The organism is Pseudomonas anatoliensis (assembly GCF_017976235.1).
In the GTDB taxonomy this organism is placed as follows: Bacteria; Pseudomonadota; Gammaproteobacteria; order Pseudomonadales; family Pseudomonadaceae; genus Aquipseudomonas; species Aquipseudomonas anatoliensis.
In genome coordinates, this window is sequence record NZ_JACVHC010000004.1 from 618,251 (window position 1) to 636,934 (window position 18,684).

The 18,684-nt window shown below is 58.3% G+C and carries 15 protein-coding genes; all 15 read right to left on the bottom strand.

What is annotated here, in order from left to right; translation table 11 throughout:
• Positions 1 to 47 precede the first annotated feature (47 nt).
• On the bottom strand, positions 48 to 755 hold the full coding sequence (gene ispD, locus ICA16_RS16620; protein WP_210701067.1) for a 2-C-methyl-D-erythritol 4-phosphate cytidylyltransferase: 708 nt from the start codon (positions 753 to 755) through the stop codon (positions 48 to 50).
• A complete protein-coding gene (gene ftsB, locus ICA16_RS16625) occupies positions 752 to 1,030 on the bottom strand; it encodes a cell division protein FtsB (protein ID WP_007908838.1) in 279 nt (92 codons plus the stop codon). The genes ispD and ftsB overlap by 4 nt, the downstream gene beginning before the upstream one ends.
• A 171-nt stretch (positions 1,031 to 1,201) precedes the next feature.
• Entirely contained in the window at positions 1,202 to 2,491 is a 1,290-nt protein-coding gene (gene eno, locus ICA16_RS16630) for a phosphopyruvate hydratase (RefSeq protein WP_042557893.1), read from the bottom strand.
• Between the two features lie 156 nt (positions 2,492 to 2,647).
• Positions 2,648 to 3,493 (bottom strand): 3-deoxy-8-phosphooctulonate synthase, encoded by an 846-nt coding sequence (kdsA, locus tag ICA16_RS16635; RefSeq protein WP_150594518.1) that lies wholly within the window; start codon positions 3,491 to 3,493, stop codon positions 2,648 to 2,650.
• A gap of 5 nt (positions 3,494 to 3,498) precedes the next feature.
• Positions 3,499 to 5,130 carry a CTP synthase gene (locus tag ICA16_RS16640; RefSeq protein WP_150594519.1) on the bottom strand — a complete coding sequence of 544 codons (1,632 nt, stop codon included), beginning with the start codon at positions 5,128 to 5,130 and terminating at the stop codon, positions 3,499 to 3,501.
• Positions 5,131 to 5,404: 274 nt separating this feature from the next.
• On the bottom strand, positions 5,405 to 6,733 hold the full coding sequence (gene tilS / locus ICA16_RS16645) for a tRNA lysidine(34) synthetase TilS (protein ID WP_210701068.1): 1,329 nt from the start codon (positions 6,731 to 6,733) through the stop codon (positions 5,405 to 5,407).
• A 123-nt stretch (positions 6,734 to 6,856) separates the two neighbouring features.
• Positions 6,857 to 7,804: an acetyl-CoA carboxylase carboxyltransferase subunit alpha gene (locus ICA16_RS16650; RefSeq protein ID WP_042557889.1), complete on the bottom strand. Its 948-nt coding sequence runs from the start codon at positions 7,802 to 7,804 to the stop codon at positions 6,857 to 6,859.
• A 139-nt stretch (positions 7,805 to 7,943) separates the two neighbouring features.
• Positions 7,944 to 11,465: a DNA polymerase III subunit alpha gene (gene dnaE, locus ICA16_RS16655; RefSeq protein ID WP_210701069.1), complete on the bottom strand. Its 3,522-nt coding sequence runs from the start codon at positions 11,463 to 11,465 to the stop codon at positions 7,944 to 7,946.
• 76 nt (positions 11,466 to 11,541) lie between these two features.
• Positions 11,542 to 12,168 (bottom strand): ribonuclease HII, encoded by a 627-nt coding sequence (gene rnhB / locus ICA16_RS16660; protein WP_042557887.1) that lies wholly within the window; start codon positions 12,166 to 12,168, stop codon positions 11,542 to 11,544.
• A gap of 11 nt (positions 12,169 to 12,179) precedes the next feature.
• Entirely contained in the window at positions 12,180 to 13,310 is a 1,131-nt protein-coding gene (lpxB, locus tag ICA16_RS16665; protein WP_215731359.1) for a lipid-A-disaccharide synthase, read from the bottom strand.
• Positions 13,311 to 13,312: 2 nt separating this feature from the next.
• The gene (lpxA, locus tag ICA16_RS16670; RefSeq protein ID WP_150604706.1) at positions 13,313 to 14,089 is read right to left on the bottom strand and encodes an acyl-ACP--UDP-N-acetylglucosamine O-acyltransferase; all 777 of its coding nucleotides are present in this window, start codon (positions 14,087 to 14,089) and stop codon (positions 13,313 to 13,315) included.
• On the bottom strand, positions 14,086 to 14,526 hold the full coding sequence (gene fabZ / locus ICA16_RS16675) for a 3-hydroxyacyl-ACP dehydratase FabZ (protein ID WP_016771469.1): 441 nt from the start codon (positions 14,524 to 14,526) through the stop codon (positions 14,086 to 14,088). Before fabZ ends, lpxA begins: the two co-directional genes overlap by 4 nt.
• A gap of 106 nt (positions 14,527 to 14,632) precedes the next feature.
• Positions 14,633 to 15,688 (bottom strand): UDP-3-O-(3-hydroxymyristoyl)glucosamine N-acyltransferase, encoded by a 1,056-nt coding sequence (gene lpxD / locus ICA16_RS16680; RefSeq protein WP_210701070.1) that lies wholly within the window; start codon positions 15,686 to 15,688, stop codon positions 14,633 to 14,635.
• A gap of 3 nt (positions 15,689 to 15,691) precedes the next feature.
• Positions 15,692 to 16,195, bottom strand: coding sequence for an OmpH/Skp family outer membrane protein (locus ICA16_RS16685; protein ID WP_042557882.1), 504 nt, complete (start codon positions 16,193 to 16,195; stop codon positions 15,692 to 15,694).
• Positions 16,196 to 16,240: 45 nt separating this feature from the next.
• Positions 16,241 to 18,631, bottom strand: coding sequence for an outer membrane protein assembly factor BamA (gene bamA / locus ICA16_RS16690; protein WP_150604708.1), 2,391 nt, complete (start codon positions 18,629 to 18,631; stop codon positions 16,241 to 16,243).
• Between the last annotated feature and the right edge of the window lie 53 nt (positions 18,632 to 18,684).

Here is an 18,684-nt window from a genome sequence, read left to right on the forward strand (position 1 = left end):
TTTGCCGCGACAAAAAACACTGTAGGAGTGCCGCAGGCTGCGATCTTTTAGCGGCGGTTAGCCCAACGCTGACGCAACCACTCCAGATCTTCCGGTCGGGTCACCTTGAGGTTATCCGCACGCCCTTCGATCAGACGGGGTGCCTGCCCCGCCCACTCCATCGCCGATGCCTCATCGGTAATCACCGCATCTGCCACCAGGCTGTCCGCCAACGCGCGATGCAGTGCACCGAGGCGGAACATCTGCGGCGTATAAGCCTGCCAGATCACACTGCGGTCAACTGTTTCAACCACACGACCGTGCTTGTCGATCCGCTTCAGGGTGTCGCGCGCAGGAACCGCCAGCAAACCACCCACAGGGTCATCCGCCAGCGCATCGAGTAATTTGTCGAGATCATCGCGACTCAGATTGGGCCGTGCCGCATCGTGCACCAGCACCCAGTCCTCATCGTCCGCACCTTGCGCGTGCAGATGCAGCAAGGCATTGAGCACCGAACCGGAACGCTCGGCACCGCCGTCAACGCGCTGAATACGCGGATCGTTGACGCATGCCAGGTTCGGCCAGTAAGGATCATCGACAGCGAGACTGACCACCAGCCCTCTGAGGCTCGGGTGATCGAGGAAACAGCCGAGGCTGTGTTCGAGAATTGTGCGCCCGCCCAGTTGCAAATATTGCTTGGGACGGTCCGCGGCCATTCGGGCACCGACGCCCGCGGCAGGAATCACGGCCCAGAAGGCCGGCAAGGAATTGATCATTGGGCCAACTGGTAAAGGGTTTCGCCGTCCTTGACCATGCCCAACTCGTGACGAGCCCGCTCTTCAACGGTCTCCATGCCTTTCTTCAACTCGCTGACCTCAGCGTCCATCACCCGGTTGCGCTCCAGCAAACCTTCGTTCTCGGCATGTTGATCAGCAATCTGCTGATTCAGCTCGGCGACTTGCGCCAGACTGCCATTGCCCACCCACAGGCGGTACTGCAGACCGGCCAGCAGCAGGAGCAAAACGAGAAACAACCAGTAAGGACTGCGCATCGAATATCAGGTATCCAGTGAAAAAAGACAGCCACGCCAAAACTTTGCAGCATCTGATAGCACGAAGCCTGGAAAATCCAGGCTTGTGCTGTTAAGGCATCAGATTAGTGGCAAATCCATCGCTGTCACGACTTTTTCGACACAATCCGGTGTCCTTTTATCAGTTTCAGCTTAACCGCGAAACTCGCTACGACCGTTGTACTTGGCTTTGCCATTCAACTGCTCTTCGATACGCAGCAGTTGGTTGTACTTGGAAACGCGGTCGGAACGGCACAGCGAACCGGTCTTGATCTGGCCAGCCGAGGTGCCCACAGCCAGGTCGGCAATGGTCGAATCTTCGGTTTCGCCGGAACGGTGCGAGATCACTGCGGTGTAACCGGCAGCCTTGGCCATCTGGATGGCTTCCAGGGTTTCGGTCAGGGTGCCGATCTGGTTGAACTTGATCAGGATCGAGTTGGCGATCTTTTTATCGATGCCTTCTTTCAGGATCTTGGTGTTGGTCACGAACAGATCGTCGCCCACCAGCTGCACTTTCTCGCCGATTTTGTCGGTGAGAATTTTCCAGCCAGCCCAGTCGGACTCGTCCAGACCGTCTTCGATGGAGATGATCGGGTAACGCTCGGTCAGACCTTTGAGGTAGTCGGCGAAACCTTCAGCAGTGAACACCTGGCCTTCGCCGGACAGGTTGTACTTGCCGTCTTCGTAGAATTCGCTGGCCGCGCAGTCCAGAGCCAGAGTCACGTCGGTGCCCAGCTTGTAACCGGCGTTGGCAACGGCCTCGGAAATCACTTTCAGCGCGTCTTCGTTGGAAGCCAGGTTAGGCGCGAAACCACCTTCGTCGCCGACAGCAGTGCTCAGACCACGAGCCTTCAGCACAGCTTTGAGGTGATGGAAAATCTCGGTGCCCATGCGCAGACCTTCCGAGAAAGACTTGGCGCCAACCGGCTGAACCATGAATTCCTGGATGTCGACGTTGTTATCGGCGTGCTCGCCACCGTTGATGATGTTCATCATCGGAACCGGCATCGAGTACACACCCGGGGTGCCGTTCAGGTTGGCGATGTGAGCGTACAGCGGCAGGTCCTGATCCTGAGCAGCAGCCTTGGCCGCAGCCAGGGACACGGCGAGAATGGCGTTGGCGCCCAGGGTCGCTTTGTTTTCGGTACCGTCGAGCTTGATCATCGCGTGATCGAGGGCTTTCTGGTCGCTTGGGTCGGTGCCCAGCAGCAGATCGCGGATCGGACCGTTGATGTTGGCTACCGCTTTAAGCACGCCCTTGCCCAGGTAACGGCTCTTGTCGCCATCACGCAGCTCGAGTGCTTCACGCGAGCCAGTGGATGCACCGGACGGCGCGCATGCGCTGCCGATGATGCCGTTGTCGAGAAGCACGTCCGCTTCCACGGTGGGATTGCCACGGGAGTCGAGAACTTCACGACCTTTGATGTCGACGATTTTTGCCATTGTTGTAAACACTCCAAAGTTGACGAAAACGACGCAGCTAGAGGAAATCTTTTTACCGTCGGCAAGGGGGTGCAGCGGGCAGATTTGCAGACGATAACGCTCATGCCCGAGGGCATGAGCGACAAATCGTGCGGTACTTTACCGGAGAATTGAGGTTTACGCGGTTTCTACCGTCGGAAAACTCTTAACCAGTTCGTCCAGGGCTTTGAGCTGGGCCAGGAATGGCTCCAATTTGTCCAGACGCAAGGCGCAAGGGCCATCGCATTTGGCGTTGTCCGGATCCGGGTGAGCTTCGAGGAACAGACCTGCCAGACCTTGACTCATGCCAGCCTTGGCCAAGTCCAGAACCTGCGCACGGCGACCGCCGGCGGAGTCGGAACGACCGCCAGGCATTTGCAGCGAATGGGTCACGTCGAAGAATACCGGGTACTCGAACTGCTTCATGATGCCGAAGCCGAGCATGTCGACCACGAGGTTGTTATAGCCGAAGCTCGAACCACGCTCGCAGAGGATCAGTTGATCATTACCCGCTTCAACGCACTTGTTCAGGATGTGTTTCATTTCCTGAGGGGCGAGGAACTGGGCTTTCTTGATGTTGATGATCGCGTTGGTCTTGGCCATCGCCACAACCAGATCGGTCTGGCGCGACAGGAAGGCCGGCAACTGGATGATGTCGCAGATCTCGGCGACGACCGCGGCCTGTTCAGGCTCGTGGACGTCGGTGATGATCGGCACGCCAAAAGCCTGCTTGATGTCCTGGAAGATGCGCATGCCCTCTTCCAGGCCAGGACCGCGATACGAGGTCACAGAAGAACGGTTGGCCTTGTCGAAACTGGCCTTGAACACGTAAGGGATACCGAGTTTTTCGGTGACCTTCACATACTCTTCGCAAACCTGCATGGCCATGTCACGGCTTTCCAGCACGTTCATGCCGCCGAACAGCACCATGGGTTTGTCGTTGGCAATCTCGATGTCGCCGACGCGGATGATCTTCTGTGCCATCGGGGTTACGCCTTCTTCTGGTGTTGAGCCAACGCTGCTTTGACGAAGCCGCTGAACAGCGGATGGCCATCACGTGGTGTCGAGGTGAACTCAGGGTGGAACTGGCAAGCGACGAACCATGGATGATCCGGTGCTTCAACCACTTCAACCAGTGCAGCATCGGCGGAGCGACCGGAAATCTTCAGGCCGGCCTCGATGATTTGCGGCAGCAGGTTGTTGTTCACTTCGTAACGGTGACGGTGACGCTCGACGATCACGTCCTTGCCGTAGCAATCGTGCACTTTGGAGCCGGTTTCGAGCAGGCATTCCTGAGCGCCGAGGCGCATGGTGCCGCCCAGATCGGAGGTTTCAGTACGCACTTCCACGGCACCGGTGGCGTCTTCCCACTCGGTGATCAGGCCGACAACCGGGTGGCCGCTGGCGCGATCGAACTCGGTGGAGTTGGCGTCTTTCCAGCCCATGACGTTACGAGCGAACTCGATGACCGCCACTTGCATGCCCAGGCAGATACCCAGGTACGGAACCTTGTTTTCGCGAGCGTACTGAACGGCAGTGATCTTGCCTTCCACGCCGCGCAGACCGAAGCCGCCCGGTACGAGGATGGCGTCAACGCCTTCAAGCAGCGCAGTGCCCTGGTTTTCGATGTCTTCGGAATCGATGTAGCGCAGGTTGACCTTGGTACGGTTACTGATGCCCGCATGGCTCATCGCTTCGATCAGCGACTTGTAGGCGTCCAGCAGCTCCATGTACTTGCCGACCATGGCGATGGTGACTTCGTGTTCCGGGTTCAGCTTGGCGTCAACCACAGCTTCCCACTCGGACAGATCGGCACCGCCGCATTGCAGACCGAAACGCTCGACGACGAAATCGTCCAGACCCTGCGAATGCAGAATGCCCGGGATCTTGTAGATGGTGTCGGCGTCTTCCAGAGCGATGACCGCACGCTCTTCAACGTTGGTGAACTGCGCGATCTTGCGACGCGACGAGATGTCGATCGGGTGATCGGAGCGGCAAACCAGCACGTCAGGCTGCAGGCCGATGGAACGCAGTTCCTTGACCGAGTGCTGGGTTGGTTTGGTTTTGGTTTCGCCAGCGGTGGCGATGTACGGCACCAGCGTCAGGTGCATCAGCATCGCGCGCTTGGCGCCGACTTCGAATCGCAGCTGACGGATGGCTTCGAGGAACGGTTGCGACTCGATGTCACCCACGGTGCCACCGATTTCGACCATCGCCACGTCGGCATCGCCTGCACCCTTGATGATGCGGCGCTTGATTTCGTCGGTGATGTGCGGAATCACCTGGATGGTTGCACCCAGGTAGTCACCACGGCGCTCTTTGCGCAACACGTGCTCGTAAACACGGCCGGTGGTGAAGTTGTTGTTCTGGGTCATGGTCGTGCGGATGAACCGCTCGTAGTGGCCCAGGTCCAGGTCGGTTTCGGCGCCGTCGTGGGTGACGAACACTTCACCATGCTGGAACGGGCTCATGGTGCCCGGGTCGACGTTGATGTACGGATCCAGCTTAAGCATGGTGACCTTAAGCCCCCGCGCCTCCAGGATAGCCGCCAATGAAGCCGAGGCAATGCCTTTCCCCAATGAAGAAACAACACCGCCCGTGACGAATATGTAGCGCGTCATGAAAAACCCTAGAAGTCTGCGTTAAAGCGGTACGAGCCGCCGGGGAAAGCGAAGGAAGGCCGAAGCCCCCGATCACCTGCATTAATCACAGTGCACCTTTCAAAAAAACCGCCGCGTTGGGACAGACCGGCAGATGAAACACCGGTACGTTGCTCGCTACACATTTTTTGGAATCGCCCAGCAAAGACTGCTTGGTAATCGGCAACTCCTGCAATTCAGGCGAATCCACAGAAGTTGTATCAAGAAGGGAGCGTAGTCTACCGGAATGCCCCTTTCATCTCAAACCTAGATCTTCGTCCGTTGGCTGCCAATGCAATTTCCAGCCGTCCTGCACATTGCCATCAAGGCCCGGCAGGTTCGCCACTGCGAGCAATTGTTCACCGCGAAACAGCAGCGGCAATCTGCCACGCACGAAGCCCGGCACCGCACGCTCGTTGAGTAAGCGTTTGAGATCACGATGGCCACGATCGGCCAGATGCATCACTTCGCCGCCCCGACGGTAAGCAATGCGAAGCGGCCCACAAGGCGTCTGGCCACTGAGCACGACGCAGCCGTTATCGGACAAGCGTAGCGGTGATGTCGGGGTGTGCCACTCGCCGCCGATCACTGGCGCACGCAGCCAGTCGCCGCTCAGCCACCAGAGACGACCGGCGCTGCGGTGCAACTCGCCATCGGCCAGACGCCAGACCGGCGATGCATCGTGGGCGGCTTCGCACAGATTCGTCCAACCCGACCAATGGTCAGTGTCAGGCAGCCGAGTCAATGGTTCGAGCCAATGGCTCAATGCATTTCGCTGACGGGCGGGAGACAGCTCCGCCAAGGGTGCCAATTCCAGCGACGGCACGCCCAGCCAGTCGAAATCAGTTGAGACTTTGGCGTGCGCCAGATCGATCTTTGCCAGCTCATCCAGCAAGCCTTGCGCTTCACGCAGATGCGCGGCGCTACGGGCCATGCTGGCTTGCGCTTGCGGCCAGCGCCCGGTCAGCAGCGGCACGATCTGATGACGCAGGTAATTGCGCGAAAACTGCCGATCTTCGTTTGAGGGGTCTTCGATCCATTGCAGCTGGTGCGCCGCGGCGTAGGCTTCAAGCTCTGCGCGAGTGACGTCGAGCAAAGGCCGAACCAACGTGCCCTGACCCAACGGACGTTGCGCCGGCATTGCCGAAAGCCCGCGCACGCCGGCACCGCGCAACAGACGAAACAACAGGGTTTCCGCCTGATCGTCGCGGTGTTGCCCGGTCAGCAAAACGTCATTGGCATGGGTTACCGCACCGAACACCGAATAACGCGCATCCCGCGCCGCCCGCTCCAGACTCGCGCCCGGTTGCACCTTTACCCGCTCCACTTGCAACGCAATACCCAACGCATCGCAGACCGACTGGCAATGTTCCGGCCAGGCATCGGCCGCAGCCTGGAGGCCGTGATGGATGTGGATGGCGCTTAGCGTAGGGAGAGAGTCGGTTTTGGCGAGATTGGTTAGTAGATGCAGGAGGACAGTTGAGTCGAGGCCGCCGGAGAAAGCGACGCGCCAGTTCCTGGCATTGCGCCAGGCTGCAAGATTGAGCAGTAGCCGGGATGGCAAATCACTTTTCGAAGGATTCATAAAGATTGATCGCTTCTCAAAGATCCCTGTAGGAGCTGCCGCAGGCTGCGATCTTTTGATCTTGAAAAAACCAGATCAAAAGATCGCAGCCTGCGGCAGCTCCTACACAGGCAACGAGTTCGGTTAGAGACCGTAGCTCATCAGTCGATCATAACGGCGCTTGAGCAGCGCTTCGTTGTCGAACTTCTTCAGCATCGCCAGTTGCGAGCTCAGCTCCGCACGGATCGACGCCGCAGCGGCTGCCGGGTCACGATGCGCGCCGCCCAATGGCTCGCCAATCACCTTGTCGACAATGCCCAGGCCTTTCAGACGCTCGGCGGTGATGCCCATCGCTTCGGCGGCATCCGGCGCTTTTTCAGCGGTTTTCCACAGAATCGAGGCGCAACCTTCCGGCGAAATTACCGCGTAGGTCGAATACTGCAACATGTTCAACTGATCGCAAACGCCGATCGCCAATGCGCCCCCGGAACCACCCTCACCGATGACGGTGGCGATGATCGGAGTTTTCAGACGCGACATGACACGCAGGTTCCAGGCGATCGCTTCGCTCTGGTTGCGCTCTTCAGCGTCGATGCCAGGGTAGGCACCCGGGGTGTCGATGAAGGTCAGGATCGGCATTTTGAAACGCTCGGCCATCTCCATCAGACGGCAAGCCTTGCGGTAGCCTTCCGGACGCGGCATGCCGAAGTTGCGGCGAACCTTCTCGCGTACTTCACGACCCTTCTGGTGACCGATGATCATCACTGGCTGGTCGTCCAGACGGGCAATACCGCCAACGATTGCAGCGTCGTCGGAGAAATGACGGTCGCCGTGCAGTTCGTCGAACTCGGTGAAGATGTGTTCGATGTAGTCCAGGGTGTACGGACGCTTCGGGTGACGCGCCAGACGCGCGATCTGCCAGCTGGTCAGCTTGCCGAAGATGTCTTCGGTCAGCGTTTTGCTCTTGTCCTGCAGGCGGGAGATCTCATCGCCGATATTCAGCGAATTGTCATTACCGACCAAGCGCAACTCTTCGATCTTGGCTTGCAGGTCGGCGATCGGCTGTTCGAAATCTAGAAAATTCGGGTTCATAGGCGTCCGTCTTGGGTCGTGTCCCAAATGAGCTTGGGCCGGCCGGTTGTCTATTCGCGCCCTACCTTAAGGGAGAGGCGCGCTGAGGTCGAGATTAAAAATTCAGGTTGCGGGCAAGTGCAATGATGGCACCTGCCGGTCAACGGTATTGGAGGAAGACGTTGTCTCGCCCGAACTGGTCACGCAGGGCTTGAATCAAGGCATCCGCCGGATCGATTCGCCAGGTCTCGCCGAACTGCAGCAAGGTCTTCGCATCAGGGCTGGTGTACTCCATGGTGATCGGGCACGCCCCGCGATGACGCTTGAGCAGATCACCCAACCAGCGTAGCTGATCGCCTTTGAGATCCTGTGTCTGCAACTTCAGACGCAGGCTCTCGGCGAGGTTGGTGCGCGCATCTTCCATGCTCATCACCCGCTTGACCCGCAGGCGCAGGCCACCGGAGAAGTCGTCGTTACTGACTTCGCCTTCGACCACCACCATCGCGTCGGTCTGCAGCAGCGACTGCGCCGAGTGGAACGCCTCGGCAAACAGCGATGCCTCGATCCGCCCGGAGCGGTCGTCGAGGGTGATGAAACCCATCTTGTCGCCCTTCTTGTTCTTCATCACCCGCAGGGCAATGATCATCCCCGCCACGGTTTGCGTATCGCGCGCCGGTTTCAGGTCGATGATGCGCTGACGGGCGAAACGGCGAATTTCGCCTTCGTATTCGTCAATCGGGTGGCCGGTCAGATACAGGCCCAAAGTGTCTTTCTCACCCTTGAGACGCTCCTTGAGGGTCAGCTCCTTGGCCTTGCGATGCACCGCATAAACATCGGCGTCTTCCTCGACGAACAGCCCGCCAAACAGATCGGCGTGGCCACTGTCGCGGGTACGGGCGGTCTGTTCGGCTGACTTGATTGCCTCTTCCATCGCCGCCAGCAGCACGGCGCGGTTACGGTCGATGTTGGCTTGATAAGCCTTTTGTTCGTCGTGGAAATACGGACCGAGACGATCCAGCGCACCGCTGCGGATCAAGCCATCAAGGGTGCGCTTGTTGATGCGTTTGAGATCGACGCGGGCGCAGAAGTCGAACAGATCCTTGAACGGCCCCGCCTGACGCGCCTCGGTAATTGCTTCTACCGGGCCTTCGCCGACGCCTTTGATTGCGCCGAGACCATAGACGATGCGGCCGTCGTCGTTCACCGTGAACTTGAATTCCGAAGTGTTCACATCCGGCGCGTCGAGACGCAGCTTCATGGTGCGAATTTCTTCGATCAAGGTCACGACCTTGTCGGTGTTGTGCATATCCGCCGACAACACCGCCGCCATGAACGGCGCCGGGTAATGCGTCTTCAGCCAAGCGGTCTGGTACGAGACCAGGCCGTAAGCGGCGGAGTGAGACTTGTTGAAGCCGTAACCGGCGAATTTTTCCACCAGGTCGAAAATGTTACCGGCCAGATCCGCATCGATATTGTTGGTCTTGCAACCCTCAATGAAACCGCCGCGCTGCTTGGCCATTTCTTCGGGTTTTTTCTTACCCATGGCTCGACGCAGCATGTCCGCACCACCGAGGGTGTAACCGGCCATGACCTGGGCAATCTGCATCACCTGTTCCTGATACAGGATGATGCCGTAGGTCGGCGCCAATACCGGCTTGAGGCCTTCGTACTGGTAGTCCGAGTGCGGGTACGCGAGTTCGGCGCGACCGTGCTTACGGTTGATGAAGTCGTCAACCATGCCTGACTGCAGCGGGCCCGGACGGAACAGGGCCACCAGTGCAATAAGGTCTTCCAGGCAGTCGGGCTTGAGCTTTTTGATCAGCTCTTTCATGCCGCGTGACTCGAGCTGGAACACCGCCGTGGTTTCGGCTTTTTGCAGTAGCTGATAGGTCGGCTTGTCGTCCAGCGGGATGAACGCAATGTCCAGCGGCGGCTGATCGACCTTGGCGCGGTCGCGGTTGATGGTCTTCAACGCCCAGTCGATGACCGTCAGGGTTCGCAGGCCGAGGAAGTCGAACTTCACCAGACCGGCAGCCTCGACGTCGTCCTTGTCGAACTGGGTTACCAGACCGTCGCCGGCCTCGTCGCAATAGATAGGCGAGAAGTCAGTCAGCTTGGTCGGCGCGATCACCACACCACCGGCGTGTTTACCGACGTTACGCACAACGCCTTCGAGCTTGCGCGCCATCTCCCAGATTTCCGCGGCTTCTTCATCGACCTTGATGAAATCGCGCAGGATCTCTTCCTGTTCGTAGGCTTTTTCCAGGGTCATGCCGACTTCGAACGGAATCATCTTCGACAGACGATCCGCCAGGCCATACGACTTGCCCTGCACCCGCGCCACGTCACGCACCACAGCCTTGGCGGCCATGGAACCGAACGTGATGATCTGGCTTACCGCGTTGCGGCCGTATTTCTCGGCCACGTAGTCAATGACCCGGTCACGCCCGTCCATGCAGAAGTCGACGTCGAAGTCGGGCATCGATACCCGTTCCGGGTTAAGGAAACGTTCGAACAGCAGGTCATATTCCAGCGGATCGAGGTCGGTGATCTTCTGCACATAGGCCACCAGCGAGCCGGCACCCGATCCACGGCCCGGGCCTACCGGTACACCGTTGCTCTTGGCCCACTGGATAAAGTCCATAACGATCAGGAAGTAACCGGGAAAGCCCATCTGGATGATGATATCCAGCTCGAAATTCAACCGGTCGACGTAGACCTGACGCTTGGCTTCGTAATCTTCGGTGGTGTCTTTTGGCAACAAAACCGCCAGCCGTTCCTCCAGACCATCGAAGGACACCTTGCGGAAATACTCGTCGATGGTCATGCCATCGGGAATCGGGAAGTTGGGCAAAAAGTGCGTGCCCAGTTTTACATCGATGTTGCAGCGCTTGGCGATCTCGACGGTGTTTTCGATTGCGTCGGGAATGTCGCTGAACAGCTCGGCCATTTCCTCGGCGCTTTTGAGGTATTGCTGATCGCTGTAATTCTTTGAGCGCCGAGGATCGTCGAGGGCACGGCCTTCACCGATGCACACCCGGGTTTCGTGGGCGGCGAAATCTTCCTGCTTGATGAAGCGCACATCGTTGCTCGCCACCAGCGGCGCGCCGAGCTTGTCGGCCAGGGCCACGGCACCGTGCAACTGTTCTTCATCGTTAGGGCGACTGGTGCGCTGGATTTCCAGGTAGAAGCGGTCCGGGAACACCGACATCCACTCACGCGTCAGGGCCTCGGCTTCGGCCGGGTTGCCACTGATCAGCGCCATACCGATCTCGCCCTCTTTGGCGGCGGAGAGCATGATCAGGCCTTCATTCGCCTCGGCAACCCACTCACGCTCGATGATGATCATGCCGTTGCGCTGGCCTTCGATGAAGCCGCGCGAGATCAACTCGGTGAGGTTGCGATAGCCCTTGGCGTTCATCACCAGCAGGCTGAGCCGGCTCAGGGGCGCGTCCGGATCCTTGTTCGACAGCCACAGGTCGGCGCCGCAGATCGGCTTGATGCCTGCGCCCATGGTGTTTTTATAGAATTTGACCAGGGAACACATGTTGTTCTGATCAGTGACCGCAACCGCCGGCATGTTCATGGCGGTCAGCGCCTTGACCAGCGGCTTGATCCGTACCAGCCCGTCGACCAGGGAGTATTCAGTGTGCAGGCGTAGATGAACGAATGAAGCCGGCATAGTGATCCTGTCCAGTTACAGAGAGACAACAAGGCCCGGATTGTACCGGGCCTTGAACAAAACATCAGCCTTGCGACTAAACCTGCGTCAGACCTTCCAGTGCCTCATAAGCCTGACGCACCGGGGCGAACGAGCGCCGGTGGATCGGCGTCGGGCCCAAGCGAACCAACGCTTCCAGATGAACGGGCGTCGGGTAGCCTTTATGGCCGCCGATACCGTAACCCGGATAGATCAACTCGAATGCGGCCATTTCGCGGTCACGACTGACCTTGGCCAGAATCGATGCCGCCGCAATGGCTGGAACCTTGCCATCGCCCTGCACCACCGCTTCGGCGCGCATGGGCAAGTGCGGGCAGCGATTGCCGTCGATCATCGCCAGTTTCGGCTGAATGTGCAGCCCGGCCACCGCGCGCTGCATGGCCAGCATGGTCGCGTGCAGAATGTTCAGCTCGTCGATTTCTTCGACTTCGGCGCGGGCGATGCACCAGCTCAGGGACTTCTCGATGATCTCGTCATAAAGCTTTTCACGCTTGGCTTCGGTGAGTTTCTTCGAGTCATTGAGACCGAGAATCGGCCGGTTCGGATCAAGGATCACCGCCGCCGTCACCACCGCACCGCACAACGGGCCACGACCGACTTCATCGACGCCAGCGACCAGTTCTTCAACTTCGGCAACCAGAGTGAAATCCAGGCCCATCTGCATAACTTTCTTGCTCATCGTGTTTGACCGATCAGGTTCAGCACGGCATCCGCCGCTTGGTTGGAAGCATCCAGCCGCAGTGTGCGATGGATCTCGTCGAAACCACGGGTCTGCTCTTCGCCGCCCTCGATCAATGGCGACAGGGTCTGCGCCAGCGCCTCGACTGTCGCATCATCCTGCAATAATTCCGGCACCAACAGGCGCTGGGCCAGCAGGTTCGGCAGAGACACGTACGGGCTCTTGACCATCCGCTTGAGAATCCAGAACGTCAGCGGTGCCAGGCGATACGCAACCACCATCGGCCGCTTGTACAACAGCGCTTCAAGGGTCGCCGTGCCGGAAGCGATCAGCACAGCATTGCACGCAGCCAGGGCCAGATGGGACTTGCCATCAAGCAAGGTCACCGGCAAGTCGCGGCCGGCGAGCAGCTCTTCAAGCTGCACACGGCGCTCCGGACTGGCGCACGGCATGACAAAACGCACACCGGGGCGCAGGGCTCGCAGGCGTTGCGCCGTATCGAGAAACAACGCGCCGAGACGACCGACTTCACCGCCACGACTGCCGGGCATCAACGCGACCAGCGGTCCGTCGGGCAAACCCAACTCGGCACGCGCTGCGGCGCGATCGGCTTGCAGCGGTATGGCATCGGCCAGCGAGTGACCGACGAACCGCACCGGCACGCCTTTCTCTTCGTAGAATTTGGCTTCAAACGGGAACAGCGTGAGCATCAGATCGCAACCTTCGCGAATCTTCAGCACGCGCTTCTGCCGCCATGCCCACACCGACGGGCTGACGTAATGCACGGTTTTGATCCCGGCCTGACGCAGCTTGAGTTCGATATTGAGGTTGAAGTCCGGGGCATCGATGCCAATGAACGCGTCAGGCTTCTCGGCAATCAGCGTGGCAATCAGCTTTTTGCGACGTTTGAGCAACTCGCGCAGCCGGCCGAGCACCTCAACCAACCCCATGACCGACAAGCGCTCCATGGGGAAGTAGGAAGTCAGGCCTTCGGCCTCCATCAACGGACCGCCGACACCGATGAACTCGACTGACGGATGTTGTGCCTTGAGGGCACGCATGAGACCGGCACCGAGAATGTCACCGGAAGCCTCCCCCGCCACCAGCGCAATACGCAGACTGGCCATGATCAGCGGGTGATGCCGCGAGTCGATGACTCGATGGAGTCGCGGAACACAGCGACTTCCGGGAACTGAGCAGCAGGCTCTGCCAGGTCGGCCAAGGCCTGATCAACTGTCAGCCCTCGGCGATAAACGGTTTTATAAGCACGGCGCAGCGCGTGGATAGCGTCTTCGCTGAACCCGCGACGGCGCATGCCCTCGAAGTTCATGCTGCGCGCTTCGGCCGGGTTGCCGAACACGGTGACGAACGCCGGAACGTCTTTGCCAATTGCCGTGCCCATACCGGAAAAGCTGTGGGCGCCGATGTGGCAATACTGGTGAACCAGGGTGAACCCGGAGAGGATCGCCCAGTCATCGACGTGCACGTGGCCAGCCAACGCGGTGTTGTTGACCAGAATGCAGTTATTGCCGATGACACTGTCGTGACCGATGTGCGCATAAGCCATGATCAGATTGTGATCGCCCAGCGTGGTTTCCGAACGGTCCTGAACGGTACCCCGGTGAATCGTCACGCCTTCACGGATGACGTTGTGGTCACCGATCACCAGGCGGGTTTCTTCACCCTTGTACTTCAAATCGGGTGTGTCTTCGCCTACCGAAGAAAACTGGTAGATGCGATTGTGTTTACCAATGCGGGTCGGGCCTTTGAGAATCACATGCGGCCCGATCACGGTACCCTCGCCGATTTCCACACCTGCGCCGATGATCGACCACGGGCCGACCTCGACGCCGTCAGCCAGAACGGCAGACGGATCGATGATTGCGCGAGGGTCAATCAAACTCATACTTTTTGTTCCGCGCAGATGATCTCGGCCGAGCAGACCGGCTTGCCATCAACCGAAGCCTGGCATTCGAATTTCCAGATCTTGCGCTTGCAGCTGATGAACGTGGCTTCAAGAATCAACTGGTCGCCAGGCTTGACTGGCTGGCGGAAGCGCAGTTTGTCCGAACCAACGAAGTAATACAGGGTGCCGTCGGCCGGTTTGACGTCGAGCATTTTGAAACCGAGGATCCCGGCAGCCTGAGCCATCGCTTCGATGATCAGCACGCCCGGCATGATTGGGTGCGCAGGGAAGTGACCATTGAAGAACGGCTCATTGATGCTGACATTCTTGTAGGCGCGAATTCGCTTGCCTTCAGTGTCCAGTTCCACCACCCGGTCCACCAGCAGGAACGGGTAACGGTGAGGCAGGTATTCGCGAATCTCGTTGATGTCCATCATTTCGGGGGGAAGCCTATGTAAAGATTGGGAGCGCGACTGACGCGCACTCCTCTAGCAAATCAAGGAGGCAGTCTAGCGGCTGTGCACACTTGATATGGAAATGGTATCAGCCATCAGATGAAGCATTGCCGTCAGGGGTCACTTCCCCTACGCGCTTTTCCAGCTGTTTCAAACGTCGCGCGATGTCATCGAGCTGACGGATGCGTGCCGCGCTTTTGCGCCATTCGGCAGCCGGTTGCATGGCTGTGCCGGAAGAATAGGCACCCGGCTCGGTAATCGAGTGGGTCACCATGGTCATCCCGGTCAGGAAAACGTTGTCGCAAATATCAATGTGCCCGACCAGACCGACACCACCGGCCAGCATGCAGTGCTTGCCGATTTTGGTGCTGCCGGAAATACCCACGCACGCAGCCATCGCGGTGTGATCACCGACCTGGACGTTGTGAGCAATCTGGATCTGGTTGTCGAGCTTTACACCATTGCCGATCACTGTATCGGCCAACGCACCGCGGTCGATGGCGGTATTCACGCCGATCTCCACATCGTCACCGATGGTCACACCACCAATCTGGGCGATTTTCTGCCAGATACCCTTCTCGTTGGCAAAGCCGAAGCCTTCACCACCGATTACGGCACCCGACTGGATAACCACACGCTTGCCGATACGAACGTCGTGATACAGGGTCACGCGCGGCGCGAGCCAGCCGCCTTCACCAATTTCACTGCGTGCACCGATAACACAATGGGCACCCAGAGTGACCTGCGCACCAATCCGCGCACCTGCCTCGATCACCACAAACGCACTGATGCTGGCGGTTGGATCAACCACCGCATCAGCTGCTATCACCGCCGAAGGATGAATACCCGCAGTGGCTTTTGGCTTGGGATCGAACAAGTGAGAGATGCGTGCATAGGCCAGATAAGGATCCGGCACCACCAGCGCATTGCCGGCAAAACCTTCGGCATCAGCTTCTTTGAGCAACAGCGCTGCCGCCTGCGAGCCTGCCAGGAATTTGCGGTATTGCGGATTTGCCAGAAAGCTCAACTGAGCTGGGCCAGCCTCTTGCAAAGTGGCTAGCCCAGTAATTTGCTTCTCCGGGTCGCCACGCAGGGTGGCGCCGAGGAACTCGGCCAACTGGCCGAGCTTGATAGTCACGGTCATGGGTTACTTCAGCTGATTCATGCGCTCGATAACCTGGCGCGTGATGTCGTACTGAGGTTTGACATCGATGACTGCGCCACGCTCGAACACCAGGTCAAAACCACCTTTCTTGATGACTTCTTCCACGGCGCCATCCAGTTTTGGCTTCAGTTGCTTGAGCATTTCGCGGTCGGCAACGGCTTTGGCTTCGTTCAGCTCCTTGGACTGGAACTGGAAATCACGGGCCTTTTGCTTGAATTCAAGCTCCAGACGCTCGCGCTCGCCTTGCTGCATCTTGTCACCACCGGCCATCAGACGATCCTGAATGCCTTTGGCGCTGCTTTCCAGAGTCTTCAGTTTGGTCAGTTGAGGACCGAACTTCTTCTCGGCATCCACGGCGTACTTCTTCGCCGCATCGGATTCCAGCAGAGCCATCTGATAGTTCAGGACGGCGATTTTCATGTCGGCGAACGCCGGGCCTGCCACCAGTACGGAGGCCAGGAGAACCAATTGAGTCAACTTACGCACGATGCACTCCTACAAAATCCATTGTCGTTATCTTGGGTCAGACGCTTAGAACGTCTGGCCGAGGGAGAATTGGAACACTTGAGTTTCAGCGTCATCCGGTTTCTTGATCGGCATGGCCAACGCGAAGCTCAGAGGACCCAGAGCGGTAACCCAAGTCACGCCTACACCGACGGAACTTGCCATGTTGCTCAGGCTGATGTCGTTGCACTGAGTGGAGGAAGTCGAACCGACGGTAGCGTTGGTAGTCTTCTCGCACTTGGAGTCAAATACGTTACCCACATCCCAGAATACCGAAGTACGCAGGGAACGCTGATCTTTGACAAACGGCAGCGGGAACAGCAGTTCGACACCACCCTGGATCAACACGTTACCGCCGAACGGCAGCGGATCCTGATCCGGGTCGGCCAGCGTACCGGTGTTACCGGTCACACCTGCGCCACGGCTTGGCGTGCTTCGCGGGCCAAGCGTACTGTCCTTGAAACCACGAACCGAGTTGAAACCACCAGCATAGTAGTTTTCATAGAACGGCAAGCCGTCAGTCGAACCGTAACCGTCGCCATAACCGAGTTCGGTGTGCAGACGCATGGTGTAGTTTTCGCTCAGTGGCTGGAACAACTGACCACGGTAATCAAGTTTGAAGAACGACAGGTCGCTGCCCGGAATGGTGCTCTCCAGGGTCAGGCTCTGGGAACGGCCACGGGTCGGCAGTACACCTTTGTTAAGGGTCGACTCGGACCAGCCGGCCGACGCCTTGAAGTTCAGATAGCTGTCGCCTTCCTGTTTGACGAAGTCAAAAATCTCGTCAACGGTGTATTTACCTGTATTGATCGTGTCTTGCTGAGCAGACAGACCGAAGGTCAGTCGCGAAGTCTCGCTGATCGGGTAGCCAACATTGACACCGGCGCCCAGGCTGTCTACGGAGTAGCTCGAGATATCGGCATCGAGTTCATCGTAGTCAGTGGTGCGGTAGAACGCGTTGTAACCCAGGCTTACACCATCGGCGGTCCAGTACGGGTCAACATAGCCGAAGTTGTAGCGGCTCTGGTATTCGCTTCGGGTCAGACCGATGCTGACGCGGTTACCGCTACCGAGGAAGTTGTTCTGGGTGATCGAACCACCGAGGATCAGACCGGCACTCTGGGCGAAACCGACACTGGCGGTAATCGAACCCGAAGCCTGCTCTTCAACGCTGTAGTTCACATCAACCTGGTCATCGACCCCCGGAACGGCCGGGGTTTCGACGTTGACTTCTTTAAAGAAGCCCAGACGCTCAAGACGGGTCTTGGACTGGTCAATCAGGTAAGTCGAAGCCCAGCCACCTTCCATCTGACGCATTTCACGACGCAACACTTCGTCTTCCGACTTGGTGTTACCACGGAAGTTGATGCGGTTGACGTAGGCACGCTTGCCCGGATCGACGGCAAAGAGGATGTCCACAGTGTGGTCATCATCGTGCGGCTGAGGCACGCCGTTGACGTTGGCGAAGGTGTAACCCTCGTTACCCAGACGACGGGTGATCAGTTCAGAGGTGGTAGTCATCAGCTTGCGCGAGAACACCTGGCCTTTCTGCACCAGCAACAGGGACTTGACCTGGTCTTCAGGGACTTTGAGGTCACCGCTGAGTTTGACGTCGCGAACGGTGTACTTCTCGCCTTCGGTCACGTTGACAGTGATGTAGACGTGCTTCTTGTCCGGGGTGATGGACACCTGGGTCGAAGCGATATCCATGTTGATATAGCCGCGATCCAGATAGTAGGAACGCAGACGCTCCAGGTCACCGGACAGTTTTTCACGGGCATATTTGTCATCGTTCTTGAAGAACGACAGCCAGTTGGTGGTCTTCAGCTCGAACAGGTCGGTCAGGTCTTCCTCAGGGAAAACCGTGTTACCCACCACGTTGATGTGCTGAATGGCCGCAACGGTGCCTTCGTTGATCTTCACTTTCAGGCCGACGCGGTTACGCGGCTGGGATACCACTTCGGTATCGACCGTGGCCGAATAGCGACCTTGCGCGACGTACTGGCGCTGCAGTTCGTTACGCACGCCTTCGAGGGTGGCACGCTGGAAGATCTCGCCTTCGGCCAGACCGGACTGCTTGAGGCCTTTCATCAAGTCTTCAGTGGAGATCGCCTTGTTGCCCTCGATCTCGATACTGGCAACCGACGGACGTTCGACGACCGTGATCACCAGAACGTTGCCTTCGCGGCCCAGCTGGATATCTTGAAAGAAACCGGTTTTGAACAACGCACGAGTGGATTCCACCAGGCGACGATCATCCGCCTGCTCGCCGACGTTCAACGGCAAGGCACCAAAGACACTACCCGCGGAGACCCGCTGGAGGCCATTGACGCGAATATCAGAGATGGTGAAGGACTCGGCGTGAACTTCGGCGATCATCAATACGGTGAGAACCGCAGTTAGCAGCAGACGTTTCATGAAGTCCTTTCTTATTCCAACTGGCAATAAACAAACTGCCGCAAAATGCGGCA

What these genes read in the sequence shown, in the direction of transcription:
- fabZ (WP_016771469.1), bottom strand. Translation starts at nt 14,526, where the DNA reads ATGATGGACATCAACGAGATTCGCGAATACCTGCCTCACCGTTACCCG.
- ispD (WP_210701067.1), bottom strand. Translation starts at nt 755, where the DNA reads ATGATCAATTCCTTGCCGGCCTTCTGGGCCGTGATTCCTGCCGCGGGC.
- ICA16_RS16650 (WP_042557889.1), bottom strand. Translation starts at nt 7,804, where the DNA reads ATGAACCCGAATTTTCTAGATTTCGAACAGCCGATCGCCGACCTGCAA.
- ICA16_RS16640 (WP_150594519.1), bottom strand. Translation starts at nt 5,130, where the DNA reads ATGACGCGCTACATATTCGTCACGGGCGGTGTTGTTTCTTCATTGGGG.
- kdsA (WP_150594518.1), bottom strand. Translation starts at nt 3,493, where the DNA reads ATGGCACAGAAGATCATCCGCGTCGGCGACATCGAGATTGCCAACGAC.
- dnaE (WP_210701069.1), bottom strand. Translation starts at nt 11,465, where the DNA reads ATGCCGGCTTCATTCGTTCATCTACGCCTGCACACTGAATACTCCCTG.
- lpxB (WP_215731359.1), bottom strand. Translation starts at nt 13,310, where the DNA reads ATGGCCAGTCTGCGTATTGCGCTGGTGGCGGGGGAGGCTTCCGGTGAC.
- ftsB (WP_007908838.1), bottom strand. Translation starts at nt 1,030, where the DNA reads ATGCGCAGTCCTTACTGGTTGTTTCTCGTTTTGCTCCTGCTGCTGGCC.
- bamA (WP_150604708.1), bottom strand. Translation starts at nt 18,631, where the DNA reads ATGAAACGTCTGCTGCTAACTGCGGTTCTCACCGTATTGATGATCGCC.
- eno (WP_042557893.1), bottom strand. Translation starts at nt 2,491, where the DNA reads ATGGCAAAAATCGTCGACATCAAAGGTCGTGAAGTTCTCGACTCCCGT.
- rnhB (WP_042557887.1), bottom strand. Translation starts at nt 12,168, where the DNA reads ATGCAGATGGGCCTGGATTTCACTCTGGTTGCCGAAGTTGAAGAACTG.
- tilS (WP_210701068.1), bottom strand. Translation starts at nt 6,733, where the DNA reads ATGAATCCTTCGAAAAGTGATTTGCCATCCCGGCTACTGCTCAATCTT.
- lpxA (WP_150604706.1), bottom strand. Translation starts at nt 14,089, where the DNA reads ATGAGTTTGATTGACCCTCGCGCAATCATCGATCCGTCTGCCGTTCTG.
- lpxD (WP_210701070.1), bottom strand. Translation starts at nt 15,688, where the DNA reads ATGACCGTGACTATCAAGCTCGGCCAGTTGGCCGAGTTCCTCGGCGCC.